The sequence below is a fragment of the Flavobacterium sp. 11 genome (assembly GCF_002754315.1).
Lineage (GTDB): Bacteria > Bacteroidota > Bacteroidia > Flavobacteriales > Flavobacteriaceae > Flavobacterium > Flavobacterium algoritolerans.
Window position 1 is genome coordinate 2068903 of the sequence record NZ_PEFE01000001.1, and the last position, 22543, is coordinate 2091445.

General features: G+C 34.6%; 24 protein-coding genes. 9 read left to right on the top strand and 15 right to left on the bottom strand.

What is annotated here, in order from left to right; all coding sequences use genetic code 11:
• Positions 1-5: 5 nt before the first annotated feature.
• Positions 6-674 (bottom strand): ZIP family metal transporter, encoded by a 669-nt coding sequence (locus CLV00_RS08990; RefSeq protein WP_099714797.1) that lies wholly within the window; start codon positions 672-674, stop codon positions 6-8.
• Positions 674-1438: a bifunctional 2-polyprenyl-6-hydroxyphenol methylase/3-demethylubiquinol 3-O-methyltransferase UbiG gene (locus CLV00_RS08995; RefSeq protein ID WP_099714798.1), complete on the bottom strand. Its 765-nt coding sequence runs from the start codon at positions 1436-1438 to the stop codon at positions 674-676. The genes CLV00_RS08990 and CLV00_RS08995 overlap by 1 nt, the downstream gene beginning before the upstream one ends.
• Positions 1439-1507: 69 nt before the next feature.
• Between CLV00_RS08995 and CLV00_RS09000 the strand changes: the two genes are divergently transcribed.
• The gene (locus CLV00_RS09000) at positions 1508-2683 is read left to right on the top strand and encodes a class I SAM-dependent RNA methyltransferase (protein ID WP_099714799.1); all 1176 of its coding nucleotides are present in this window, start codon (positions 1508-1510) and stop codon (positions 2681-2683) included.
• A gap of 58 nt (positions 2684-2741) precedes the next feature.
• The gene (locus CLV00_RS09005; protein ID WP_099714800.1) at positions 2742-2978 is read left to right on the top strand and encodes a hypothetical protein; all 237 of its coding nucleotides are present in this window, start codon (positions 2742-2744) and stop codon (positions 2976-2978) included.
• 81 nt (positions 2979-3059) lie between these two features.
• Here the strand turns inward: CLV00_RS09005 and CLV00_RS09010 are convergent, their stop codons facing one another.
• The 3 genes from CLV00_RS09010 to rlmD all read right to left on the bottom strand — a co-directional run bounded on the left by CLV00_RS09010 (position 3060) and on the right by rlmD (position 5939).
• Complete coding sequence (locus CLV00_RS09010) at positions 3060-3893, bottom strand: DUF6048 family protein (protein WP_099714801.1); 834 nt, start codon at positions 3891-3893, stop codon at positions 3060-3062.
• On the bottom strand, positions 3865-4401 hold the full coding sequence (locus tag CLV00_RS09015) for a DUF6452 family protein (RefSeq protein WP_099714802.1): 537 nt from the start codon (positions 4399-4401) through the stop codon (positions 3865-3867). The genes CLV00_RS09010 and CLV00_RS09015 overlap by 29 nt, the downstream gene beginning before the upstream one ends.
• 125 nt (positions 4402-4526) lie before the next feature.
• The gene (gene rlmD, locus CLV00_RS09020; protein WP_099714803.1) at positions 4527-5939 is read right to left on the bottom strand and encodes a 23S rRNA (uracil(1939)-C(5))-methyltransferase RlmD; all 1413 of its coding nucleotides are present in this window, start codon (positions 5937-5939) and stop codon (positions 4527-4529) included.
• A gap of 501 nt (positions 5940-6440) precedes the next feature.
• Here rlmD and CLV00_RS09025 point away from each other — a divergent pair.
• Positions 6441-7484 carry a sensor histidine kinase KdpD gene (locus CLV00_RS09025; RefSeq protein ID WP_099714804.1) on the top strand — a complete coding sequence of 348 codons (1044 nt, stop codon included), beginning with the start codon at positions 6441-6443 and terminating at the stop codon, positions 7482-7484.
• A 108-nt stretch (positions 7485-7592) separates the two neighbouring features.
• Complete coding sequence (locus CLV00_RS09030; protein WP_099714805.1) at positions 7593-8003, top strand: OsmC family peroxiredoxin; 411 nt, start codon at positions 7593-7595, stop codon at positions 8001-8003.
• A 71-nt stretch (positions 8004-8074) separates the two neighbouring features.
• Here CLV00_RS09030 and CLV00_RS09035 read toward each other — a convergent pair whose 3' ends face one another.
• The 3 genes from CLV00_RS09035 to cysM all read right to left on the bottom strand — a co-directional run bounded on the left by CLV00_RS09035 (position 8075) and on the right by cysM (position 10811).
• Positions 8075-9061, bottom strand: a complete 987-nt coding sequence (locus CLV00_RS09035) for an aldo/keto reductase (protein ID WP_099714806.1) — start codon at positions 9059-9061, stop codon at positions 8075-8077.
• A gap of 26 nt (positions 9062-9087) precedes the next feature.
• Complete coding sequence (locus tag CLV00_RS09040) at positions 9088-9780, bottom strand: SGNH/GDSL hydrolase family protein (RefSeq protein WP_233206874.1); 693 nt, start codon at positions 9778-9780, stop codon at positions 9088-9090.
• 143 nt (positions 9781-9923) lie between these two features.
• Positions 9924-10811 (bottom strand): cysteine synthase CysM, encoded by an 888-nt coding sequence (cysM, locus tag CLV00_RS09045; protein WP_099714808.1) that lies wholly within the window; start codon positions 10809-10811, stop codon positions 9924-9926.
• A gap of 392 nt (positions 10812-11203) precedes the next feature.
• On the opposite strand from cysM, the gene CLV00_RS09050 reads away from it, so the two are divergent.
• Positions 11204-11902: a DUF1003 domain-containing protein gene (locus CLV00_RS09050; protein ID WP_099714809.1), complete on the top strand. Its 699-nt coding sequence runs from the start codon at positions 11204-11206 to the stop codon at positions 11900-11902.
• A gap of 35 nt (positions 11903-11937) precedes the next feature.
• On the opposite strand, the gene CLV00_RS09055 is transcribed toward CLV00_RS09050, so the two are convergent.
• Entirely contained in the window at positions 11938-12216 is a 279-nt protein-coding gene (locus CLV00_RS09055; protein WP_199074775.1) for a DUF2752 domain-containing protein, read from the bottom strand.
• 101 nt (positions 12217-12317) lie between these two features.
• Here CLV00_RS09055 and CLV00_RS09060 point away from each other — a divergent pair, with 101 nt between their 5' ends.
• Together CLV00_RS09060 and CLV00_RS09065 are read left to right on the top strand one after the other, a co-directional pair.
• Positions 12318-12500 carry a hypothetical protein gene (locus tag CLV00_RS09060; protein ID WP_099714810.1) on the top strand — a complete coding sequence of 61 codons (183 nt, stop codon included), beginning with the start codon at positions 12318-12320 and terminating at the stop codon, positions 12498-12500.
• A complete protein-coding gene (locus tag CLV00_RS09065) occupies positions 12493-13044 on the top strand; it encodes a Smr/MutS family protein (protein WP_099714811.1) in 552 nt (183 codons plus the stop codon). Before CLV00_RS09060 ends, CLV00_RS09065 begins: the two co-directional genes overlap by 8 nt.
• Before the next feature lie 153 nt (positions 13045-13197).
• Here CLV00_RS09065 and CLV00_RS09070 read toward each other — a convergent pair whose 3' ends face one another.
• Positions 13198-14142 carry a hypothetical protein gene (locus CLV00_RS09070; protein ID WP_143394884.1) on the bottom strand — a complete coding sequence of 315 codons (945 nt, stop codon included), beginning with the start codon at positions 14140-14142 and terminating at the stop codon, positions 13198-13200.
• 204 nt (positions 14143-14346) lie between these two features.
• Between CLV00_RS09070 and CLV00_RS09075 the strand changes: the two genes are divergently transcribed.
• Positions 14347-15267, top strand: coding sequence for an EamA family transporter (locus tag CLV00_RS09075; protein ID WP_099714813.1), 921 nt, complete (start codon positions 14347-14349; stop codon positions 15265-15267).
• Positions 15268-15284: 17 nt separating this feature from the next.
• On the top strand, positions 15285-16493 hold the full coding sequence (locus tag CLV00_RS09080) for a cysteine desulfurase family protein (protein WP_099714814.1): 1209 nt from the start codon (positions 15285-15287) through the stop codon (positions 16491-16493).
• A gap of 71 nt (positions 16494-16564) precedes the next feature.
• Here the strand turns inward: CLV00_RS09080 and CLV00_RS09085 are convergent, their stop codons facing one another.
• The 5 genes from CLV00_RS09085 to CLV00_RS09105 are packed head-to-tail and all read right to left on the bottom strand — an operon-like array spanning position 16565 to position 22404.
• Positions 16565-18781 carry a glycosyltransferase gene (locus tag CLV00_RS09085; protein ID WP_099714815.1) on the bottom strand — a complete coding sequence of 739 codons (2217 nt, stop codon included), beginning with the start codon at positions 18779-18781 and terminating at the stop codon, positions 16565-16567.
• A 10-nt stretch (positions 18782-18791) separates the two neighbouring features.
• Positions 18792-19835: a pesticidal protein Cry7Aa gene (locus CLV00_RS09090; protein ID WP_099714816.1), complete on the bottom strand. Its 1044-nt coding sequence runs from the start codon at positions 19833-19835 to the stop codon at positions 18792-18794.
• A gap of 20 nt (positions 19836-19855) precedes the next feature.
• Positions 19856-20854: an MlaD family protein gene (locus CLV00_RS09095; RefSeq protein WP_099714817.1), complete on the bottom strand. Its 999-nt coding sequence runs from the start codon at positions 20852-20854 to the stop codon at positions 19856-19858.
• Between the two features lie 8 nt (positions 20855-20862).
• On the bottom strand, positions 20863-21615 hold the full coding sequence (locus CLV00_RS09100) for an ABC transporter ATP-binding protein (RefSeq protein WP_099714818.1): 753 nt from the start codon (positions 21613-21615) through the stop codon (positions 20863-20865).
• A 6-nt stretch (positions 21616-21621) separates the two neighbouring features.
• Positions 21622-22404 carry an ABC transporter permease gene (locus CLV00_RS09105; protein ID WP_099714819.1) on the bottom strand — a complete coding sequence of 261 codons (783 nt, stop codon included), beginning with the start codon at positions 22402-22404 and terminating at the stop codon, positions 21622-21624.
• Positions 22405-22543: the final 139 nt, after the last annotated feature.

Here is a 22543-nt window from a genome sequence, read left to right on the forward strand (position 1 = left end):
TAAATTTATATAAAATATGCCAACGCAATTCCTATCACAATCATAGAAACTTTGGCGATATTGAACTTGTGTCCTTCGCTGCTTTCGAAAATAATGGTAGACGAAATATGAAATAATATTCCTATTACAATGGCTGTAATTTCAGTATAATACACGTTTAATATTGGCAAATAATCAGATAAAATAGTTCCTAGCGGCGTCATGATTGCAAAGGTGACCATGAAGAAAAAAATGGCTTTTTTATTTAGACTTGCATTGATGAAAAAGGTAGTCAGAATAATAGCAATAGGCAGATGATGGATGGCAATTCCTATAGCTAAATCATGATGATGGCTTACTGGAAACCCTTCTAAAAATGCATGTATACAAAGGCTGATGAATAATAACCACGGGATTTGTGTCATTATTTCATGTCCGTGAACGTGACCGTGTTCAGCTCCTTTTGAGAAAAATTCCAATATAATCTGGAACAAGATTCCCAGCATGATAAAGAGTCCAATGTTTGGATTTGCACTTTCATAAATTTCAGGCAATAAATGCATTACCGTTAATGAAAGTAAAAAAGAACCACTGAAAGCCAATAGCAATTTTAGGTTGGTTTTGTTCTTTGGACGTATAATCAATGCGACGATATATCCTATGATTACGGAAAGTAAAGGTAAAAGGTAATTCATTATTTAAAAATCATGATTAGGCGTTCACTATCTGTTTTATGGAATTTTTTTAATTTGTAATCACCAAAAATATCCAATAAATAAATTCCGGCTTCTTCCATTAATTCCTCAAAATCTTTTAGGGTAAGGGCTTTTACTTTTTCGGTAAAATGAAATTTTTGACCTTTATCTTCAAAGTCAATTTCTTTGTAAATATGACCGTCTTTCAAATAGCGTTTGATATGAAACTCGATGCCTTCGACCGTTTTTGTTTCTTCAGGAACCAGTGTTTCGAGTACTTGAGCAACATTCATGAAGTCAATCACGGCAAAACCATATTCCGAAAGGCTTTCTTTGATGGCTTTTAACGTGGTTAGATTGTCTTCGTCATTTTCGAAATAACCAAAGCTGGTAAATAAATTGAAAATAGCATCGAATTTTTCTTCAAAAGGTTCACGCATATCGTGTACTTTGAAATGAAGGGTTTCATTCGTGTTTTTAGTGGCTTCGGCAATACTGTTTTCAGATAAATCAGCTCCAAGAACATTAAATCCTAATTGGTTCAAATAAATAGAATGACGGCCTTTGCCACATGCTAAATCCAATACTTTTGCCTTTTCTGGAAGATTAAGATAATGGGTAAGATTATCCATAAAAACCTGTGCTTCTCTATAATTTCTGTCTTTGTAAAGGATGTGATAATACGGAGTGTCAAACCAAGAGGTATACCAGTTTTCAGATGATTTCAGATGATTTTCAGTTGGTGGATTTTGTGCTGCAGACATTTATTCTTTTTCAATTAATTCGATTGATGCAAATTTAGTGTATTTTTGCAACGAATACTTGATTTTACAATGGAAAATAATTATAAAATGGTTGCCAAAACCTTTTTTGGTTTTGAAGAAATATTAGCGAAAGAATTACAAAACCTTGGCGCACAAAACGTGGAGCAAGGGGTAAGAATGGTTAGTTTTAAAGGAGATAAAGGGTTTATGTACAAAGCAAATTTGTCTTTGCGTACGGCTTTGAAAATCCTGAAACCTATTTATTTTTTCAAGGCAAATAATGAGCAGGCTTTATACAAAGGCATTTCGGGAGTGAATTGGTCTAAATTACTGAATGCGAATCAGACTTTTGTGATTGATACAACGGTGCATTCGGAATATTTTAATCACTCGGAATTTGTTTCTCAAAAATGTAAAGATGCGATTGTCGATCAGTTCAGAGAAAGAACTGGACAAAGACCAAGTATTGATAAAGTACATCCTGATTTAAGAATCAACATCCATATCGATAAAGACCAGGTTTCAGTAGCGCTTGATACTTCAGGAAATGCATTGAATCAACGTGGGTACAGAACTGCTACTAATATTGCTCCTATAAACGAAGTTTTGGCAGCAGGAATTCTATTGCTTTCCGGTTGGGACGGTCAAACGGATTTCTTGGATCCAATGTGTGGTTCGGGAACATTCTTAGCCGAAGCAGCAATGATTGCTTGTAATATTCCGGCAAACATCAACCGTAAAGAATTTGCTTTCGAAAAATGGAACGATTGGGACAATGATTTGTTTGATGCTATTTCAGACAGTTTATTGAAACGTATTAGAGAGTTTCATTACACGATAAAAGGCTATGATAAAGCACCAAGTGCGGTTCAAAAAGCCAAAGACAATATCAAAAATGCCAATCTGGACGAATATATTTCGATTGAAGAACAGAACTTTTTTGATACCGAGAAAACTTCAGAAGGGAAATTGCACATAGTTTTCAACCCGCCGTATGATGAGCGTTTGGATATTCACATGGAAGAATTCTATAAAAACATTGGTGATACCTTAAAGAAAAATTACCCAGGAACGAATGCTTGGATGATTACAGCAAATCTGGAAGCTTTAAAATATGTTGGACTTAAACCTTCGAGAAAAATCAAACTTTTTAACGCCGGTTTAGAAGCACGTTTGGTAAAATACGAAATGTACGAAGGAAGTAAGAGAACAAAGTTTCAGGTAACAACTGATAGTGCTGAATAAGCAATATTCAATTTTTTACTTTTCGACCTTTGACTTTAAAACTTTAAGACTTAAAAAAATGACCAAATTACAAATACGAGCATTTCTATACCAACTGGGATGTTTTGCAATATTATTTATTTCCGCTCGATATGTAGTGGCACATTATACTAATTTAACTTCTTTCTGGATTCCATTAACGGCATTTGTTATAGGAACTCTTTTAGCACCAAAATTTCAATCCGTAAAAACTAAAGACGGAGAGAAATTATTCATGAAATGGATTTTTATGAAAGGAATTAAGGAAATAGGGTAGCTTATAAATTACGAATTAAAAAAAATATCGCAAAGAGAACTGTTGTTTTCTTTGCGATATTTTTTTATTCCTAATTCGTAATTACTTTTTCTCCTCTTTTTTAGGAACTGCAACAGGTTTTACTTTTTTCTTATAAATAGGGACAAAATATGTAACGGTATAGTTAAATCCTACTCCAAAATCACCATCGTAAGTTCTGTTAAATCCAGGAATATATAAGTTGGAGAAATTCTCCGGTTCTTTGTTGGTTACTAATCGGTTCAATCGAAGACTGAAACCCACAAAAACATTATTGAATACTTTTGCTTTCACTGCGGCCACCACTTCAATCCAACTGGCAGTTAAACCATCAAATTTTTCACCGGAAGGAATTACAGGAACTTCGCCAAAATAAGGATTCGCATTGTAAATTCTATAACTGTTTAATTGCTGATTAAAAGTACTGAAACCATAGCGTATGCCTACGGAAATAATATTTTCCATATCCAGCCAGTTTTCATAAACATTATAATCAAAACCTGCTTTTAGATACGAACCTTTGGTAGTGAAATTAAGGCGGTCATCATCAGTGGTTTTGTTTTCGTTTCCAATTTCGGCAGCCAAAAAATATTTTTTTGTCAATCGATAATCTCCCACAAACTCAATTCCTTTATAATCTTCGTCGTATAAAGCGCGTGTCAATTTGAATAAATCCAGTCCAACACGAATCCCATATCGGTCTGTTTTTACAGGAATCGAATCGTTCTTTATGATTTCAGGACTAATTTCGACCAATGGTAATGGCGCTTCAGGAATAATCTGGTCCGTTTTGGTGTTTTTGGGGTCACTTTTGACAGGAGTAGTTTCCTGAGCTTGTACCAAAGTCAACGATAATAGGAGACAAAAACTAAAAAAAGATCTTAATGTGTGTTTCATTTTCGTTTTCTAAGTTACTTTTTTCAACCGAGATGTATTCTATCCATTTTTCATCTGCAACTGCAGCATCGGTATGTGTGTATGGATTTATTGGGTCTAATGTAAAGATAGTTTTGTAGCCACAAGCTCTCGACACAAATAATTCTTGGGTTGTATAATCAAATTTTATATTGTCTACGTTTACCAAAGCTGGATTTGTATTTCCAGAATTTAAAGTAAAACTATAACTGGTGCTGGTTCCAACTGTTTTTAGCGGAATCGAAATCGTGCTTCCATTCGTAAGGTATTTAGCATCTCCGGTGGCAGTATTAAAAACAATTCCCTCAGTCATTCCTTCGCCAACTACTTTTAGATTTGTCACATTTTTTAAAACCGAAGGATTCAAGAAATCATAAAAGCTAATCACCAAACGAGGCGTAGTGGGTGTATTTGCATCGCAAATGTCATCCTTCTCGCAACTGGAGAAGGAAAGTGCTAATGCAAATACCAATAAAATTATTTTTTTCATTTACAATTTGTTTTTGTGTAATTCGGTATGCAATAGGATTGCTGAATTGAAAAATTTCAATGACAATATCAATTTTTAAAATCTACAATCAACATTCAACATTCAAGAACCGGCAACCTAAATCGCTATCTTTTTTCCAAAAGTACAACATTCTCCACGTGATGCGTTTGTGGAAACATATCCACAGGACGTACTCGAGTCACTTTGTATTTTTCGTCCATTAAAGCTAAATCACGCGCTTGTGTAGCCGAATTACAACTTACATAAACTACTTTTTCAGGAGCAATTTTCATAATTTGTTCAATTACATCTTTGTGCATTCCGTCTCTTGGTGGATCAGTGATGATTACATCAGGATGACCGTGTTGTGCGATGAAACTATCGTTGAAAACAACTTTCATATCCCCTACAAAGAACTCACAATTGGTAATTTCATTGCGTTCAGCATTCAGTTTGGCATCTTTAATAGCTTCAGGAACACTTTCAACACCAATTACTTTTTTTGCTTTTTTCGAAACAAACTGTGCAATAGTTCCCGTTCCAGTATATAAATCATACACAATTTCATTTCCGGTAAGACCGGCAAAATCGCGCGTTATTTTATACAATTCGTATGCTTGGTCGGAATTGGTTTGGTAAAAAGATTTTGCATTAATGCTAAATTTCAAACCTTCCATTTCTTCTAGAATATAATCTCTTCCTTTATATAATTTAATATCGGTATCGTATAAAGTATCATTCGCTTTATTATTGATAACATATTGCAGCGAAGTAATTTGGGGGAATTTCTCGTAAAGATGGTCGAGAAGTAATTCTCTGTTGGCTTTGTCGTTTTCAAAAAACTGAATCAAAACCATGATTTCACCAGTCGAAGCAGTACGCAACATCAAAGTTCTCAATAAACCTTCGTGGGCTCTTGGATTAAAGAAAGTCAAACCATGTTCGTTAGCAAAAGCGCGAACCTCGTTTCTAATCGCATTCGATGGGTCTTCCTGTAAATGACATTTATTAATGTCCAGAATTTTGTCCCACATTTTCGGAATGTGAAAACCAAGTGCGTTTCTGTTTCCTAAATCTTCGGTGCTGTCAATTTCTTTTTCAGTTAACCAACGGCTGTTCGAAAACGAAAATTCCATTTTGTTTCTGTAAAAAAACTGTTTTTCGGAACCAAGAATCGGTTCAAATTCCGGAAGTTCTATTTTTCCAATGCGTTGCAAATGGTTTTTTACCTCATTTTGCTTGTAATACAACTGTTGGCTGTATTTCATATTCTGCCATTTACAACCGCCACAAACACCAAAATGCTCGCAAATTGGGTCTACACGATGCTCTGAATATTCATGAAAATGAACCGCTTTTCCTTCATAATAAGCCTTGCGCTTCTTGAAAGTCTGCACATCAACCACATCACCCGGAACCACATTCGGGATAAAAACTACTTTTCCGTCGGGAGCCTTTGCTACCGATACGCCTTTTGCACCAGCATCAAGGACTTTTATTTGATGAAAGACAACTTTGTCTGTATTTTTCTTTGCCATAGCGCAAAAATAAGCGTTTGAATGGTTTTATAAATTCAAATTAGGAAATATTTTTAATTTCAAGTGTTTTTTATTGGAGCCATTCCCGCTTTCCACTAGAACCCCGATGCTTCGGGGCTCTTTCGCAAGCAGCAACACTGCGCCCGTAAAGGAGCTTCTCCCGAAGTTTCGGGAGGCGCTCTTTACCGGCAAGTGTTCCAAAGCTTTCGCAACGGCGGGTTTTTCGCTGTAATCGGGGGCAGGGAATTGTGGTCTAGAATTGGGTGTTGTTGTTCAGCGAAGATTTCAGATAAGCAATTGTGATTTATTTCTATAAAAAAATAAGAATAGTATTAAATAATCAACTTTAAGAACCAAATACTCTTTTTAAACGTATGTTGGTTGAAGTAAAATACTTAATTTAATATTTTATTTAGAATATCTTAAGTATTAGTAAGAAATTAATCACTTATTTTGTTCTTTGTAATTTTCTGTTGTTTAAAAAAACGAAATAAATTGTCTATGCAGTTATATAAAAAATTATCTAACATAGGTTTTCTTAAAAAGAGTTATGCGTTCAAATTTTTGTTTGTCGCATTTATAGGAATTCATATTCCGTTGATTGGGTTGTTGTTTTTTGTGCTTTATGGCAGTAAAACCATTTCTGCAGATACCATTTTAATTTTTGCACTTATCATGACCTTAGTAGCTACAGGTACAACTTTGCTATTTTTAAAGCAGCTAATTAAGCCAATTGAAGTAGCTTCTAAAGCCTTACATGTGTATAGAAACAAGAGAATTGTTCCTTCATTACCAACTAATTTCTCTGATGAAGCAGGTTTATTGATGAGTAATATTCAGGATTCAATCGCTGAAAATGAAAATTTCATTACTGAAAAACAAGATTTAGTGTATTTGCTTTCCCATGATTTAAGAAACTTTGTCGGGAATTCTAAGTCGGTGGCGTTGCTTATTTTAGAGGAAGAACCTTCTGAATCTATAACTGAATTAGCCCAATTAATACTTCAATCGACAGAACAACAGTATAATTATATTGAAAACTTTATCAAGCTGCTGAAAGAGCAAGATCAAGTTATAGAAAAAAAATCCGAAAATGATATTGTTCAGTTTTCTTCTATTTTTTCTGTTGTATCTAAGCAATTGGATCAGCTGCTAAGTAATAAAAACCTTAAACTGGATTTATCAATTGAAGTCGAAGAAGCACTTTTGAAAATTGATAAAGTGTTGCTGATACGAGTTTTAGTGAACTTAATAGATAATGCTATAAAATTCTCGTTTCCGGATAGTGAAATCAAAGTTCGTGTTTATATGCAAGGCGGTAAATTGTTTTTTACAATAACAGATGAAGGTATAGGTTTTGATCAAAAGCAAAGTCACGAACTGTTCAAAAAATTTACTAAAATGAGTAAGTTAGGAACATCAAATGAGCCTTCAACAGGAATTGGATTGTATTTATGTAAAAAAATAATAGAAAGACACGACGGACAAATTTTAGCAGAAAGCGACGGAATTAATAAAGGAGCTACTTTTTCTATTGTTTTTTAGCGCATCATAGAAAATACACGAACTTTAAATTTTCGTTAAAAAATCCTATTTCCGAAAGCGTTTTTTTACAAATGAACTAAATTTGAGAAAACATAAAAATTTATAATTATGAAAAGAAATGCAACCGCAGTTTGGAATGGTTCACTTAAAGAAGGAGCCGGGAAACTTACCACACAAAGTACCACATTAAAAGATACACAATATTCGTTCAAATCTCGTTTTGAAGAAGGAGTAGGGACTAATCCGGAAGAATTAGTTGCAGCGGCGCACTCAGGCTGTTTTACCATGCAACTTTCGGCTTACATCACTGAAGCCGGTTTTGAAATTGAAAGTATCGAAACCAAATGCGATATCGACTTGGTAGATGGAACAATTATAACGTCACACTTAACCGTGAATGCAAAAGTAAATGCTATAACAGATGATGTTTTTCAACAGTTAGTTACTAAGGCTGAGAAAAATTGTCCTATTTCTAAACTATTGAATGCTGCAATTTCTACTACGGCTACTTTAGCATAAAAATAAGATTCACATAAAAAAAAAGGCTCGATTTAATTTAAATCGAGCCTTTTTTTATGTGATAAAATGGATTACCAAAGTTGGTGCACTTCGGGTTTTATATAACGCTCATAAATTTCATTCATTGCTGCAATTTTTTCATAAGTCAATTTAGGTAAATCATAAACTGATAAATTAGACAGCACATGACTTTCATTGGAAGCGCCAGGAATTATACAGCTAACTTCATCAAAGCCCAAAATCCATTGTAAAGCAATAGGAGCCAAGTTTGTTGCTTCGGGGAATAATGCTTTCAATTCTTCTACTGCTTTTAAGCCTAGTTCGTAATTAATGCCGGAGAATGTTTCGCCTTTGTCGAAAGCTTCGCCATTTCGATTAAAATTACGATGATCTTGAGTGTCAAAAGTAGTTTTAGCATTGAATTTCCCTGTCAGAAGCCCACTCGCAAGTGGAACTCTAGCAATAATACCAACATCATGTTTTGTTGCTTCTTTGAAAAACAGTTCGGATGGACGCTGACGGAAAAGATTAAAAATAATCTGAACCGAAGTTACATTTGGAAATTCAATCGCTTTTAGTCCTTCTTCCACTTTTTCGACGCTAACGCCAAGATTTAAAATTTTCCCTTGCTCTTTCAAACGGTCAAACATTTCAAATATTTCCGGACGATAAAATACTTCAGTCGGAGGACAATGCAATTGTATTAAATCCAGTGTTTCAAGACCAGTTCTTCTCAAACTATCTTCCACAAATTGTTGTAGCACTTTGGGCTGATAACCTTCATTTACGTGCGGATTAATGTGACGACCGCATTTTGTAGCCACATAAATTCGTTCAGAACGGGAACGAACCACTCGACCTACAGCAGTTTCACTCAATCCGTTTTCATAAACATCGGCAGTGTCAATAAAATTTACGCCATTGTCAATTGCAGTATTGATTAATTCATCTGCGGTTTTATCATTGAAAGCAGAACCCCATTTTCCGCCTACCTGCCATGTGCCAAGTGATATTTCTGAAATTTCAAAATCTGTTTTACCCAGTCTGCGATAGTTCATTTTTTGCTTCTTTTTAAAGTAATAATTTATTTTTGTGATAAGACTTTGGTAATTGCTTTTTCCGCAAGTGGTGCCATTACTTGATATCCTGTTTTATTGGGGTGTACTTCATCATTAGAGTACGAAGCAGGCAAACCTTTTCGTTCATCTGCCATAGCCGAAAAGTAATCAAGATATAGAATGCCATTGGCGTCAGCGTAATTTTTTATCATTTTATTGAGAGCCATTACTTTTTCAGCAGGATTTTGATTGGGCTTCCAAGAGAAATCATAAGCGGGCAATACAGAACAAAGAATGACTTTAATCTGGTTTGCTTTTGCCAATTCGGACATCGAAAAAATATTATTTGCAATCATATCCAATGTTGCAGGACCGGTATTGCCGGCAATATCATTTATTCCAGCCAAAATAAGCACAGCGGCGGGTTTTAAAGCGATAACATCAGCTCTGAAGCGTATTAGCATCTGAGGCGTAGTTTGACCGCTAATACCGCGATTAACGTATGGTTTTCCGGCAAAATATTCGGGGTCGGTTATACTCCAAAATTCAGTTATGGAATCTCCCATAAATACAATTCTTTTTTGTCCGGGCGTTACCGGTTTCAGATTTGCATTTTCATTTTGGTATTTATTTAAATTTGGCCAGTCTTGAGCCTGTACTTTTCCTCCCATAATGATTGATAAAAATAGAATGCAGTAAATTAATGGTGTGTTTTTCATTTGTAACCAGATTATAAAGTTTGAATCAGTTAATAGTGTATTGATTAAAATAGAAATTGTTCTTGCTTAAAATCGAAACAACCTTCCTTTTTATATCCGAAAGATACAGAAAAGGAAGGTTGTTTTTATAAAGTAAAAGTAATTTAATCAAACAAATCCGAAGATAAATAGCGATCGCCACGGTCACAGATAATGGCTACTATAACTCCTGATTCTAATTCTTCAGCCATTTTTATTGCAGCTGCAACTGAACCGCCACTGCTCATTCCTGCAAAAATGCCTTCTTCCAGCGCCAAACGTTTGGTCATGGCTCGTGCTTCGTCTTCAGAGACTTCAATGATTGTGTCTACTTTCTTGGCGTCAAAAATTTTAGGCAAATATTCTTCAGGCCATTTTCTGATTCCCGGAATTTGAGATCCATCGCTGGGTTGTGCACCTACAATTTGAATCGCAGGATTCTTTTCTTTTAAGTAAGTTGAAGTACCTATAATTGTCCCTGTTGTTCCCATAGCAGAAACAAAATGGGTTACGGTTCCTTCTGTATCATTCCATATTTCTGGGCCTGTGGTTTTATAATGTGCTTTCCAGTTGTCGTCATTTGCAAACTGATTGAGCATGATGTAACCGCCTTCGGCTACTTTTTTATCAGCATAATCTCTGGAGCCTATTATTCCGGTATCTGCAGGTGTCAAAATTACGGTTGCGCCATAAGCACGCATGGTTTGGGTGCGTTCTTTGGTGGAATCTTCTGGAAGCACCAATTCGATTTCGATATTGAATAATTGGGCAATCATCGCCAAAGCAATTCCCGTATTTCCGCTGGTTGCTTCAATGAGTTTGTCTCCTTTTTTGATTTCTCCTCTTTCCAGTGCAGAAGCTATCATGTTGTAGGCTGCCCGATCTTTTACACTGCCACCGGGATTGTCTCCTTCGAGTTTTAGCAAAAGTTTTACATTTTTATTTTTTATCAAATTAGTAGTTTCTACTAAAGGCGTGTTTCCAATAAGGTCTAATATTTTTTGTGATTTCATGCTGTTTGATGTCTTAAATTGTAATAATCAGATTTTAAGTTGATTACAATTAGTATTCGTTTTTGAACAATGTTTTTTAAAGGGGGATTTTAAAAACAGCAACAACAATAGCAGAAAGGAATATTTTTGTAGTTCAGTGACATTTTCATGGGTTTTAAAACGAATCGCAAAGATATTGAACTATTTCGAATTATTTCTTTCTTAAACATAAAGCTATCTTGTTTATTTAGACACTTTTGTTAAATAAATGGATAGTAAATGCAGTGGGAATTACTGTTTTAGCTTTTTAAGATAAAAAGTTGGGTCGTATCTGTTTTATTTTCAATGTATAGGAGCTGAATTATTAGTTTTGATGAAAGTGTTTTTTTAAATTAGCCAATAAATAACAATCCATGAAATCCAAGACTACTTTTATAAGCGATATTTCCCAAAAAGAATTTCCAATAGCGGATAAAATTGCTGCCAAAACCATTCGAAACCCAATATTGGCGCTTATTCAAAATGATTACCCTGATTTTGATGAGGACAAATTCCTCTCAATTGGGGAGTTGAATATGTATCGGGAGAAATACATTTCTAATTATTTATTGGTCGAAATTGGGGAGTTGTCAAATCTGGAAACCAGAGTTATCGGTTCCTTGAACGAAGATAAATCATTAGTGAGTATTGTAGAGGATGAAATTGGTGTTCGTACAGTGGGGCAAAAAGTAGCGGATAAAGTAGCGGCTTTTGGCGGAAGCTGGAAATTTATAATCCTTTTTGGAGTATTTATTCTTTTTTGGATTCTGATTAATATTTATGTTTTCTTGAATAAAGGATTTGATCCGTACCCATTTATTTTGCTGAATTTAATTTTGTCTTGTCTTGCCGCACTTCAAGCTCCAGTAATTATGATGAGTCAAAATCGTCAGGAAGAAAAAGACAGGGAAAGAGCCAAAAAAGATTATATGATAAATTTGAAATCAGAACTTGAAATTAGAATGCTTCATGAAAAACTGGATCATTTAATTATGCACCAACAAGAAGAATTAATAGAAATTCAAAAAGTCCAAATCGAAATGATGAATGATATTTTGACTCGAATCAAATAATATTTTTGTTCTAAAAAAATCAAAAAAAGAACTTTTTAGTAGTGCTTAAAATAATAACCCACAATCATAAAAATGCCATTTAAGATTGCTGAGCCAATGATGATTTTTTTGTAATTCCTGTTTTTGTCGATAAAATTAAAACCTAGAATTCCTAGAAATAACAGGGTGGTAAAAATGGCTGGATACATCTTAAAAGCACCTTCAAAATTGCCATTCAAAAGCAACAAAAAACTCCTCTGAAAACCACAGCCCAAACACTCTATTCCAAAGAGTGTTTTGCTTAAACAAGGGAGCATATATTTTTCTAAATCCAATGGTTTTTCTTTTTACAATTTTACGAAAAAATAAGAAACGGTTGCGATAATAATTGATGCAATTTTAAATTCATTACTTTTGAAAACTGATATTTAAAAAAATGAGAAAGTTTATAATTCCAATAATGGTTGTGGCGATAACTGTTGCTTTATACGAGCAGGTGAGTGCCGAAAAAAATGTGTATATAATGGTAATTGCAATTGTGGTTTTCATGATGGGAATGATGCAATTGAGTGCCAAGACGCCAAGTAAAAATCAAGATAAAGAAGACGAAAATGTTTAACAAAGGAGATAAGGTTTCAGTACTCGATGAAGCCATCAATGGAGTAGTGTTGTCAGTCAACGAGAAGCAAGTTACGATTGAAACAGAGGATGGATTCATGATGACATTTTTTGTCAATGAGTTGATTAAAATAAACGATTCCAGTAACTTACTTGATTCTATCAGAAGAATTAATGTAAGTGAGGTTTCAAAAGAAAAAGAGATACCAAAACCACGAAGTTTTGTGAAAGAAAAGAAATCAAAGCACGAAATTCCCGCTCCGGAGTTTGATTTGCACATCGAAAAACTGGTGCCAAATAAACGCGGAATGTCGAATTATGATATTCTGACTTTGCAGACTGATACGGCAAAACGACACATAGAATTTGCCATCCGGAATCGCATTCCAAAGATTGTTTTTATTCACGGCGTGGGTGAAGGAGTTCTAAAAGCAGAGCTGGATTTTTTATTGGGTCGCTATGATAACATTGCTTTTCAAGAAGGGAATTATCAAAAATATGGTCAAGGTGCAACAGAAGTTTTTATCAAGCAAAGTGCCATGTAAGTTTTGTTTTAGTTTTTAAAATCTCAAAAAAAAGGTCCCATTTTCAAGCAAATTTTCTAATGAAAACAGCTTAAAAATCGGACCTTTTTTTGGGACTAAAAACAGTTGTTTTTTGCCTCTATTTTTGCCTCTATTTTTGCTTCTTATTTGGGATTAATTTGTAGTCAATAATTCACCATAAATGTAATTATCACCCAAAATAAAATCACTGCTTCCCTTCTTCATTTTTGCTTTTTTAAGGACAACGGTATGTTTGAAACCAGCTCCCAAAGTAGCAGTTGTTACCTCTACAATTCCGCTTTCGTTTGCCACTCCAGCCACTGCAATCCATTCTTCACTTACTGCAGGAGTAGCCGGAAAAGTAGTGTTGCAAAAATAAGCACCCGTAAGTAAACCGGAGAATAATCGATACGTAAGTTTGTTTTTTGTGTCACTGATTAATCCGGTTCTTGGAGCGTTTAGCGGTGTCGCTTCATTAACAATTAAAGCGGGATCAATGTCTAAAATAAGTGCTTCACTACTATTGTAATCATACAATTGTTTTGAAGAACTGCATTGTTCAAGCGTTTTATTGAATGCAAAAGGTAAAGGAGTAGCACTAATTATATAGTCCCCAAAAGGGAATGTTTCGTAAACTTGTGTTCCGTTACTTTTTACAAATGTGATGTTTTTAAAGGTAATATTATGATTGTAACCTGTAATTTTAGTACTGTTATCAGTGGTATTTGTAGTTTTGATAGCGGTAGTATTTATAACTATTTTTCCACCTGAAGTGGTCCATTGATCCATAACTATAGGTGTTGCCGGCGGTATAGTTTCGCAAATGGTTGAGGAAGTTACGGCGCCATTGTAAAAGCGATATAGCACACGATTTGAAGCATTAATGTCTAATTCCTGCGATATAGTTTCAGTAGGGAAAGTAAATCCCAGAACTTCAAGAATAAGGGCTTCGCTATCTTTTAGTTTGTAGATAATATCATTTGTAGTACAATTTTGTGCGGCAACATCTTCAAAACTAATGTCTTCTTGAATCAAATCTCCATCATCACAACCGTTTAACAGTAACGCAAAAACCAGTAGGCTTACAACTCTTTTCATTTTTATAATATTTGTAACAAAAATAGAATTTTTAATTTGTTCCAATTGCATTCCCCTTTAAAAATAGATTATTTAACAGGATATTGGGTTTTTAAATTTCAAATAGTGAGAGCAATACAATAGCATGTGCTTTATTGTATTGCTGCTATTGGATGAATTCAAAGCGAATAGAAATCATTATCTTTGCGCAAATTTTACACTATAATGAGACCTAACAAATATTATTTAGCTGCTTTCTCTGCCTTTTTTATCTGGGGTTTTTTTAGTTTAGCGTTAAAACCATTACATAATTATCCTTCTTTAGACATTTTATTTTACCGTGTTTTTTTTAGTGTTGCGCTGATGGTAATTATCAATGTCGTTTTTCGACGCAATATCATGCTGCAAAATTGGAATCATTTCAAATCGATGACAGCAAAACAAAAGCAAAGTGTTATCTCGTTGACACTTGGCGGCGGCGTATTTCTATCCTCAAACTGGTTTGTTTTTATTTATGTTATGAATCATGTTAGTGTAAAAGCGGCTTCATTAGCGTATATGATTTGCCCAATTTTAACAACCATATTGGCTTTTTTTATATTAAAAGAGAAACTGAGTAAATGGCAATGGGTTGCCGTTTTGATAAGCGCCTTTAGCTGTGTTTTATTATCATTGAATCATTTTGAAGACATTTTTTACAGCCTTATTACGGCAGCCACGTATGCAATGTATTTAGTGAGTCAACGAAAAAATAGTGAATTGGATAAATTCCTTGTTTTGACAATTCAATTAGTTTTTACTGCAATAATTCTGCTTCCTTTTTATCCTAATTATAGCGGAGATTTGCCCACAGAACCCTTATTTTATGGATGTTTACTGGTAATCGTAGTCTTTTTTACGATTATTCCGTTGTTTTTAAACTTGTACGCTTTAAAAGGAATTAATTCGTCTGCAGTTGGGATTATGATTTATATTAATCCGATTATTGGGTTTGTATTAGCGATATTTTATTATGATGAAAACGTTAGTTCACTTCAGTTATTTTCCTATTTCCTGATTATGATTTCGATAGTTGTTTTTAATGAAAAGCTTATTTTTTCTAGAAAATCGAAAAGTATTCCAGCAGAAATAGAGGGTTTAAAATAATTTATAATTTTCAAAAAATGAAAAAAGTATATCTCGATAACGCTTCTACAACCGCTATTCGTACCGAAGTAATCCAGGAAATGACCAAAGTAATGACGGAAGATTATGGGAATCCATCGTCAACGCATAGTTTGGGTCGTGCCGCCAAAAGTATATTGGAACTTTCTAGAAAATCGATTGCCAAGAATCTAAATGCGACTGCACAGGAAATTATCTTTACATCTTGTGGTACCGAAGCTAACAATTGGATTCTTCGTTCTGCGGTCAAAGATTTACAGGTAAAACGAATTATTACCAGTAAAATAGAGCATCATGCGGTTTTATACACGGCTCTGGTTTTAGAAAAAGAGTACGATATTCAAATTGATTATGTGAATGTGAAACCAAATGGAGAAATCGATATAACCCATTTAGTAGAGTTGCTTTCGCAGGAAACCCACATCAAAAAAGAATTTTCTTCCGATGAAATAAAAAAGTGGGTTCCTGACAACCAAAACTTAAATGCTTTTTCGGAAGAAAAGAAAACATTGGTCAGCCTGATGCACGTGAATAATGAAACGGGGAATGTTCTGGATTTGGAACGAATAGGTCGCATCTGTCAAGAACATAATGTTTTATTTCATTCGGATACGGTACAATCCATTGGAAAAGCAACGATTGATTTGCAAACGATTCCTGTTGATTTTATTGTGGCAAGTGCCCATAAATTTCATGGACCTAAAGGCGTTGGTTTTGCTTTTATTCGAAAAAATTCAGGGTTGCAACCCTTGTTTTTTGGTGGCGAACAGGAAAAAGGATTGCGCGCCGGAACCGAAGCATTGCACCAAATCGCTGGTATGGCAAAAGCATTGGACGTTTCCTATACCAACTTAGAAACTGAACAAAAGCATATTGCGGAGTTGAAAAGTTATTTGATTGACCAACTCAAAATTGAATTTCCGGAATTTAAAATCAATGGAAATCCGGATGGTTTTTATACCGTTTTGAATGTTTTATTGCCTTTTGCAGCAGCAAAAACAGCGATGATATTATTCCATTTGGACATGAAAGGAATTGCAGTTTCCCGCGGAAGCGCCTGTCAGTCAGGAAGTGTAAAGCCTTCGCATGTTTTAGCCGAAATGCTTTCTGAAGAAGATTTGAAGAAACCGAGTTTGCGCATATCGTTTAGTCATTTCAATACAAAAGAGGATGTTGATTTACTTATTGAAGCATTGAAAAGTATCTAAAAAAGAATAATCATAATGAATGTTAATTTATGTACGGATAAACTAGATTAGTGAAAATTATACGTTTAATTTCAGGTATATTTTTCCATTATTAATCGGGCTTTAAAATAGCATAAAGTCGATTCGGCTCCTTGATTGATGTTAATGTGTTTGTCTTCCAGTCCATCATAGGACGCCCCATTTTCTGGATTGTACATGATTTGTTTCAAATGATTATTTCCTAAAAACCAGATGAAAGCCAGTTTAAGTTGGTCTTTGTATTTTTTATTTCGGGTAACTTCATAGAATAAATCCAATGCAATAATGGTAGTTGCCACTTCTATAGGTTGTTCTCCGTAGAAAATCCTTTCATTTTCTTTCTTAAACCAACCTCTGTTTGAGATTACTTTCAATTGTCCTTTCATAAAATAATGAGAAAGCAGAAAATCAAATGTGATTGCCGCAATTTTTTTGTACTTAGGATTTTTGGTTACTAAATAACTGTACATCATCGCTTCCGGCAAAACGTTATTGGCATAGGTCATATAATCCTCGTACCAGCACCAATTTTCGGCTGAATTGATATTATAATGGCGCAAAAGTTCATCGGCAAGTTTCTCTATATGGGTCTTTATCTCTTCATCTTTATAAATAGAATGATATAAATATAGCCCTTTCAACGCATACGCTATTGCTCTTGGAGATTTGATATCATCAATTCTTTTGATGGCTTTATCCCAACATTTTACCGCTTGGCAAATCATTTCTAAGGGTAAAGTGTCCCTGTGGGAAATTACGGTTCCTAAACTCCATAATGCCCTTCCGTTAGCATCTTCAAGATTTACTTCTTTGTTTTGTTTGGTTAATTGATGGTCAAAATCTTTGTAGTTGTCAAACCAACCGTTGTTTTGCTGGATACCTTCTATGAAATTCAGATATGTATTTGCTAGTTTTAAGGTGTTTTTATCCGGAAAAGCTTTATTATACAGAACCATATTGATCAATGCTCTGGCATTATCATCTAATGTGTAACCCGATTTAGGATCGGGCTGGCTGAATTTTGAAAACTGAAGTATTCCAAAATCAGTAGTGAGTTTCTTGATATGGTCTAGTTTTATAGGAGGAAAATTGAACCTTAAATCTTCTTCTCGATTGGTTAATTGGTCAAAAAGCAATCGATATTGAATAGCAATATTTTCCCAGTTAGTGGCGTGTGACAATGAAAAGGCATTTTTGCCCATCGCTATTCGTTCTTCTTTATTTTCAATCAAGTATACTATTGCGTTTTTGAATTCTTCTGAGCTTTCAAAACTATTCAAAAGTATTCCGTTGCCATTTACCAATTCTTCAACGGCGTGCGGAATTGGAGTAGAAACTACAGTGCAACCACAACTCATGGCATAAGCAAATGTCCCGCTTACGGCTTGATTAGGATCTTTGGAGGAGAATAAATAGATGTCTGATAAAGTTAAATATTCCAGTAATTGCGACAATTGCAGGTATTCATTAATGAAAATGACATTGTTTTCCAGATGAAGTTCTTGTACAATATTGATAAGACTGTTTCGGTACATTTCTCCGTCTTGACGAATTATTTCAGGATGTGTTTTTCCAATCACCAAAAAAACTACTTCGGGATTTTTTTTAACAATTTCAGGTAACGCTTGTAATACGGTTTCGATGCCTTTATTTTGGCTGATTAAACCAAATGTAGCCATCACTATTTTATCCGAGAAACCATAAGTGTTCTTCAAAATGTTTTTTTGTTCCCATAATACATTGTGATTGCCATGCGGAATTACAATAGTTTTGGTTTTTTCAACACTGTAATTAGTAGTCAAAATTGTCTGTGAGTTTTTAGTGAGCACAATGATACGATCAGATAAATCAGCTATTGCATGAACTATTTTCTTTCTTTTTTCATCTGGATTCGGTAGCACGGTATGAAAAACAGTAACAATTGGTTTGTTTAAAGCTAATATAAAAGAGAGTATATAATCCCCATATTCTCCCCTGAATAAACCAAATTCATGTTGAATGCACACAAGTCCTATATCGTTTCGTTCATTTATTTTTTCGGCAACCATTCGGTAATGTTCCAATGAATCAACGGGTAAAATAAAGCTTACTTCATTATTATAATCAAAGTGTTGCTCACTATTTTGCAAAGCGCATACTTCAACCGGCAATGTATCTCCAAAAACAATTTTCACTGCATTTACAATATCATTTGAAAAAGTTGCTATACCACATTCTCTTGGTGGATACGAACTTACAAGTAACATTTTTATTCCTTTTTGGAGTTTCATGGCGCTTTTTCTAAGATTGCTTTCTCAATTCAAGTAGCAATTCATTAATGTCTAATTTTGCTACTGCAACATGCTTATCCGCTACACCATAATAGAGGTAAAGGTCATTTCCAAATAAAGCATGGCCGGTTGGGAATACTATGTTTCTAACTTCGCCTTCTATTTCCCATTCCTTGGTAGGGGAAAATAGCGGATAAAGTAATCTGGAAATTTCAATTTCGGGTTTGTCTAATTGCAGTAATGCGGCTTTGGCATGATATATTTTCCCTGTTGTAGTTTCCTGAACACCATGATAGATTATCAACCAGCCAAATTCAGTTTCTATAGGCGGTCCGCCGGCACCAATGTAGTTTACTTCAAAGATATCTTTTGGATCAAGTACGATATGATTGACAAGATTTTTAAGATAATCTGCCCAAAAAGATTCGGTTAAATCCTTCCAATCATCAAATTGCACAATCTGAATTCCAGGCCAAATGCGGTGCAATAACACAAATTTTCCGTTTATTTTCCTTGGAAATAAAACCACATCTTTATCTCTGAGTAATCTGTGTTCATCTTCAACTAATCCTATTTGAGCAAAAAGGTTATAATATTGATGGTATTTTGGATTTAACTTGTTTTTATTGATGTCACAAAAAGTTACAAAATTTTCATATTCTTGGTAATTTACATGCGGAGTTATGATTCCATGTTTCTCAAAATGAATCAAATCCTTTGACGTAGCTAGTGCTCCCATTGCATTGACGCCATCATAAGCAGTATAGGTGATATAATAAGTATCCTCAATTTTTACAATTCGGGGATCTTCTACGCCGTGTTTTTCGTAATCAAAATCACGGGTTATCAATGGTTTTTCATGCCTTTCCGTTACTTTAAGTGGGCCATCCATTTTTGCATAACCTATGGTTGAAAAATTTCCGTGTTCTACCGCTCGGTATAAAATATGAATGGTATTTCCATCCTGATAAATACCGGGATTGAATACACCGTTATTTTCAAATGTATTGTCAGTAGGACTTAGAATTATTCCTAATTTCTCTATTGTAACCATGATTCCATCTTTTTTGCTGTTCAATATTTTTTATCCACTTCTTCTTTCTTTGGATCTTTATTTCTTGCTTTTTCCTGTTTTTTAAAATAACCCCGAAATAAAAAATTGTGTTTCAAGGCTTCCATATTTTCATTCAAACGCAAACTCGCTTCGTTAATATTTGTCATAGTAGAGTCTATTTTTCGAACTAATGCCGGATTATTCGACAAGTAATTTATAGCTCCTTTTCCATCTTTAATGTTTGCAATTGTCGCATTGAGATTGGTTACTACTTTGTTTATTTCAGTGCTGGATTTGTCTAAATTGCGAACGACTGCTTTCATATCATTGGCAACAGCCGTATCTTTCAAAAAGCCTATCACATTATCTTTGTTTTCTAAAGAAGAAATGAGTCGGTTTAATTTTGTCACAGATTCGGAAGTTCCTTTTCCGGTAATTTTTAAGTACAGCATGGTTTCTTTTAGGTTATTGGCTACAGTGGAATCTTTAATCAACAAACCCACTGTTCCTTTACCTTGATTGATTTCCTGTGTAATTTTTAGTAAATCAGCCGTAAGAAGTGCCGCATTTTTATTGGTCACACCAAGGGTATTTAGTAAATCATCGGTACGGATTCGGCTTAAGGATTTAATCTCATCGCCGGGACTCACAGCGGCTTCCATCCCTTTACCTGGGATAATATTTATAATCATATTGCCTACCAAACCATCAGAGCCAATGGTGGCAATAGCATTTTTTCTGATGTGGGGAAAAATGGTTTTATCTATGAGCATATCGACTTTGATGGTGGAGTCATTGATCATTTCCATTCCTCGTACAGTGCCTACATTTATTCCTGAATACCGTACATTATTGCCTAATTGTAAGCCGCTTACATTGTTGAAAACCGCTTTAAGATGATTGGTTTTTCCAAACATTTTTTGCTTATCGCCAATGAAATACACTGCCAGTACAAATAGCGTTAATCCGATGATTACAAAAAGTCCAAGGCGCAGTTTTTGTGATGTCGTTTTTTCCATATGTATTCTTATTTAAAGAAAGCTTGTACTTTAGGATCTGTTGAGGTTGATAATTCCTCAAAAGTTCCTTCGATATAATTGATACCGTCAACCAATAAAATCATTCGGTTCGAAATCACTCTGGCGCAATCCACATCGTGTGTAATTATTATTGCCGAAGTGTTGTATTTTTTTTGGATAGACATCATTAGTAGCAAAATTTCCTTTGCCGTAATAGGATCTAAACCAGTTGTTGGTTCATCATAAAGAATTATTCTTGGCTGCAGAATTAAAGTTCTGGCCAAAGCAATTCTTCGTTTCATTCCTCCCGAAAGCTCTTCGGGCATTAAATTTATGGTATGAGCCAGCCCCACATTTTCTAAAGCTTCCATAACCAGTGGCGTGGTATCGGTTATTTTTCCAAATTTTTTTTTGTGACGGCGCAAAGGAAATTCTAAATTTTCCCTGACGGTCATTGAGTCATAGAGTGCGCTTCCCTGAAAAAGAAAACCTACTTCAGTCCGAAGATCATCCAGTTCTTCCCGGCTTAGTTCGCTTATATCCTTTCCCATTATTACAACAGTCCCACTGTCATGTTCTTCTAATCCAATGAGGCATTTTATCATAACAGATTTTCCAGAACCTGATTTCCCCATGATTACCAGATTTTCCCCTTCATTCAAAACCATATTAAAACCATCCAAAACATGATTATCACCATAGCTTTTTTTTAAGTCTTTGATTTCTATTATGGCCTTTTGATTTAGTATAGATGTATTCATAATCAGTTATAAATCATAAAAAATATCAGTGATAAAAACAGCAATAAAATCAATAATAAACAATAACATCGAGGTGAAAACCACCGCAGAATTAGCAGCTAAACCTACACCTGCAGTTCCTTTTTTACAATAATATCCTTTAAAACAACCCACCAACCCGATGGCAAAACCAAAAAAGAACGTTTTAATGGTTGCCGGTATTAAATCCCCAAATTCTAACGCATCAAAAACCTGATTGTAATACAATAAAAAAGAAACATTGCCTTTTATATTTTCTACTAAAAATGAACCAAAAATGGCAATGGCATCTCCAAAAAAAACCAAAATAGGAAGCATGAAAGTAGTTGCTAATATGCGGGTTACCACTAAATATTTGAAAGGATTTGTACCGGAAACTTCCATGGCGTCAATTTGCTCTGTAACTCTCATAGAACCTAATTCAGCACCAATACCGGAACCAATACGACCAGCACAAATTAAAGCGGTAATGATGGGGCCAATTTCTCTGATAAGCGAAATACTCACCATGGACGGCATCCAGGAAACGGCTCCGAATTCCTGCAATGTGGGTCGTGACTGTAAAGTGAATACTAAACCAATGATAAATCCTGTAACTGCAACAAGCAACAAGGAACGATTTCCCATATAAAAGCATTGTCTAAGGAACTCTTTGAATTCCGAAGGGCTTTTAAAAGCTTCTTTAAAAAAACGCCCGGCAAAATAAGAGAGCTCGCCAACTTCAAGTAAAAAAGTTTTAAACAATTCGATTATTTTAAAAATACTATTCATTAGCAAATGAATTAATTTTTAATAAAAAAAGTTATTCAAATATACAATTATTTACCTGATTATCAGTATTTAAGGGTGTTCTTTAGCTGTTTTTTTGAGAAATTATAAAAACAAACGCCATTCAAATTTTGAATGGCGT

Excerpts from the sequence above, each read along its gene's own strand:
- rlmD (WP_099714803.1), bottom strand. The coding sequence starts at position 5,939 with ATGGCAAAGAAAAATACAGACAAAGTTGTCTTTCATCAAATAAAAGTC.
- CLV00_RS09050 (WP_099714809.1), top strand. The coding sequence starts at position 11,204 with ATGAAATCCAAGACTACTTTTATAAGCGATATTTCCCAAAAAGAATTT.
- CLV00_RS09040 (WP_233206874.1), bottom strand. The coding sequence starts at position 9,780 with ATGAAAAACACACCATTAATTTACTGCATTCTATTTTTATCAATCATT.
- CLV00_RS09070 (WP_143394884.1), bottom strand. The coding sequence starts at position 14,142 with ATGAAAAGAGTTGTAAGCCTACTGGTTTTTGCGTTACTGTTAAACGGT.
- CLV00_RS08995 (WP_099714798.1), bottom strand. The coding sequence starts at position 1,438 with ATGTCTGCAGCACAAAATCCACCAACTGAAAATCATCTGAAATCATCT.
- CLV00_RS09005 (WP_099714800.1), top strand. The coding sequence starts at position 2,742 with ATGACCAAATTACAAATACGAGCATTTCTATACCAACTGGGATGTTTT.
- CLV00_RS09010 (WP_099714801.1), bottom strand. The coding sequence starts at position 3,893 with ATGAAACACACATTAAGATCTTTTTTTAGTTTTTGTCTCCTATTATCG.
- CLV00_RS09085 (WP_099714815.1), bottom strand. The coding sequence starts at position 18,781 with ATGAAACTCCAAAAAGGAATAAAAATGTTACTTGTAAGTTCGTATCCA.
- cysM (WP_099714808.1), bottom strand. The coding sequence starts at position 10,811 with ATGAAATCACAAAAAATATTAGACCTTATTGGAAACACGCCTTTAGTA.
- CLV00_RS09025 (WP_099714804.1), top strand. The coding sequence starts at position 6,441 with ATGCAGTTATATAAAAAATTATCTAACATAGGTTTTCTTAAAAAGAGT.
- CLV00_RS09090 (WP_099714816.1), bottom strand. The coding sequence starts at position 19,835 with ATGGTTACAATAGAGAAATTAGGAATAATTCTAAGTCCTACTGACAAT.
- CLV00_RS09065 (WP_099714811.1), top strand. The coding sequence starts at position 12,493 with ATGTTTAACAAAGGAGATAAGGTTTCAGTACTCGATGAAGCCATCAAT.
- CLV00_RS09035 (WP_099714806.1), bottom strand. The coding sequence starts at position 9,061 with ATGAACTATCGCAGACTGGGTAAAACAGATTTTGAAATTTCAGAAATA.
- CLV00_RS09095 (WP_099714817.1), bottom strand. The coding sequence starts at position 20,854 with ATGGAAAAAACGACATCACAAAAACTGCGCCTTGGACTTTTTGTAATC.
- CLV00_RS09105 (WP_099714819.1), bottom strand. The coding sequence starts at position 22,404 with ATGAATAGTATTTTTAAAATAATCGAATTGTTTAAAACTTTTTTACTT.
- CLV00_RS09015 (WP_099714802.1), bottom strand. The coding sequence starts at position 4,401 with ATGAAAAAAATAATTTTATTGGTATTTGCATTAGCACTTTCCTTCTCC.
- CLV00_RS09075 (WP_099714813.1), top strand. The coding sequence starts at position 14,347 with ATGAGACCTAACAAATATTATTTAGCTGCTTTCTCTGCCTTTTTTATC.
- CLV00_RS08990 (WP_099714797.1), bottom strand. The coding sequence starts at position 674 with ATGAATTACCTTTTACCTTTACTTTCCGTAATCATAGGATATATCGTC.
- CLV00_RS09000 (WP_099714799.1), top strand. The coding sequence starts at position 1,508 with ATGGAAAATAATTATAAAATGGTTGCCAAAACCTTTTTTGGTTTTGAA.
- CLV00_RS09080 (WP_099714814.1), top strand. The coding sequence starts at position 15,285 with ATGAAAAAAGTATATCTCGATAACGCTTCTACAACCGCTATTCGTACC.
- CLV00_RS09060 (WP_099714810.1), top strand. The coding sequence starts at position 12,318 with ATGAGAAAGTTTATAATTCCAATAATGGTTGTGGCGATAACTGTTGCT.
- CLV00_RS09100 (WP_099714818.1), bottom strand. The coding sequence starts at position 21,615 with ATGAATACATCTATACTAAATCAAAAGGCCATAATAGAAATCAAAGAC.
- CLV00_RS09030 (WP_099714805.1), top strand. The coding sequence starts at position 7,593 with ATGAAAAGAAATGCAACCGCAGTTTGGAATGGTTCACTTAAAGAAGGA.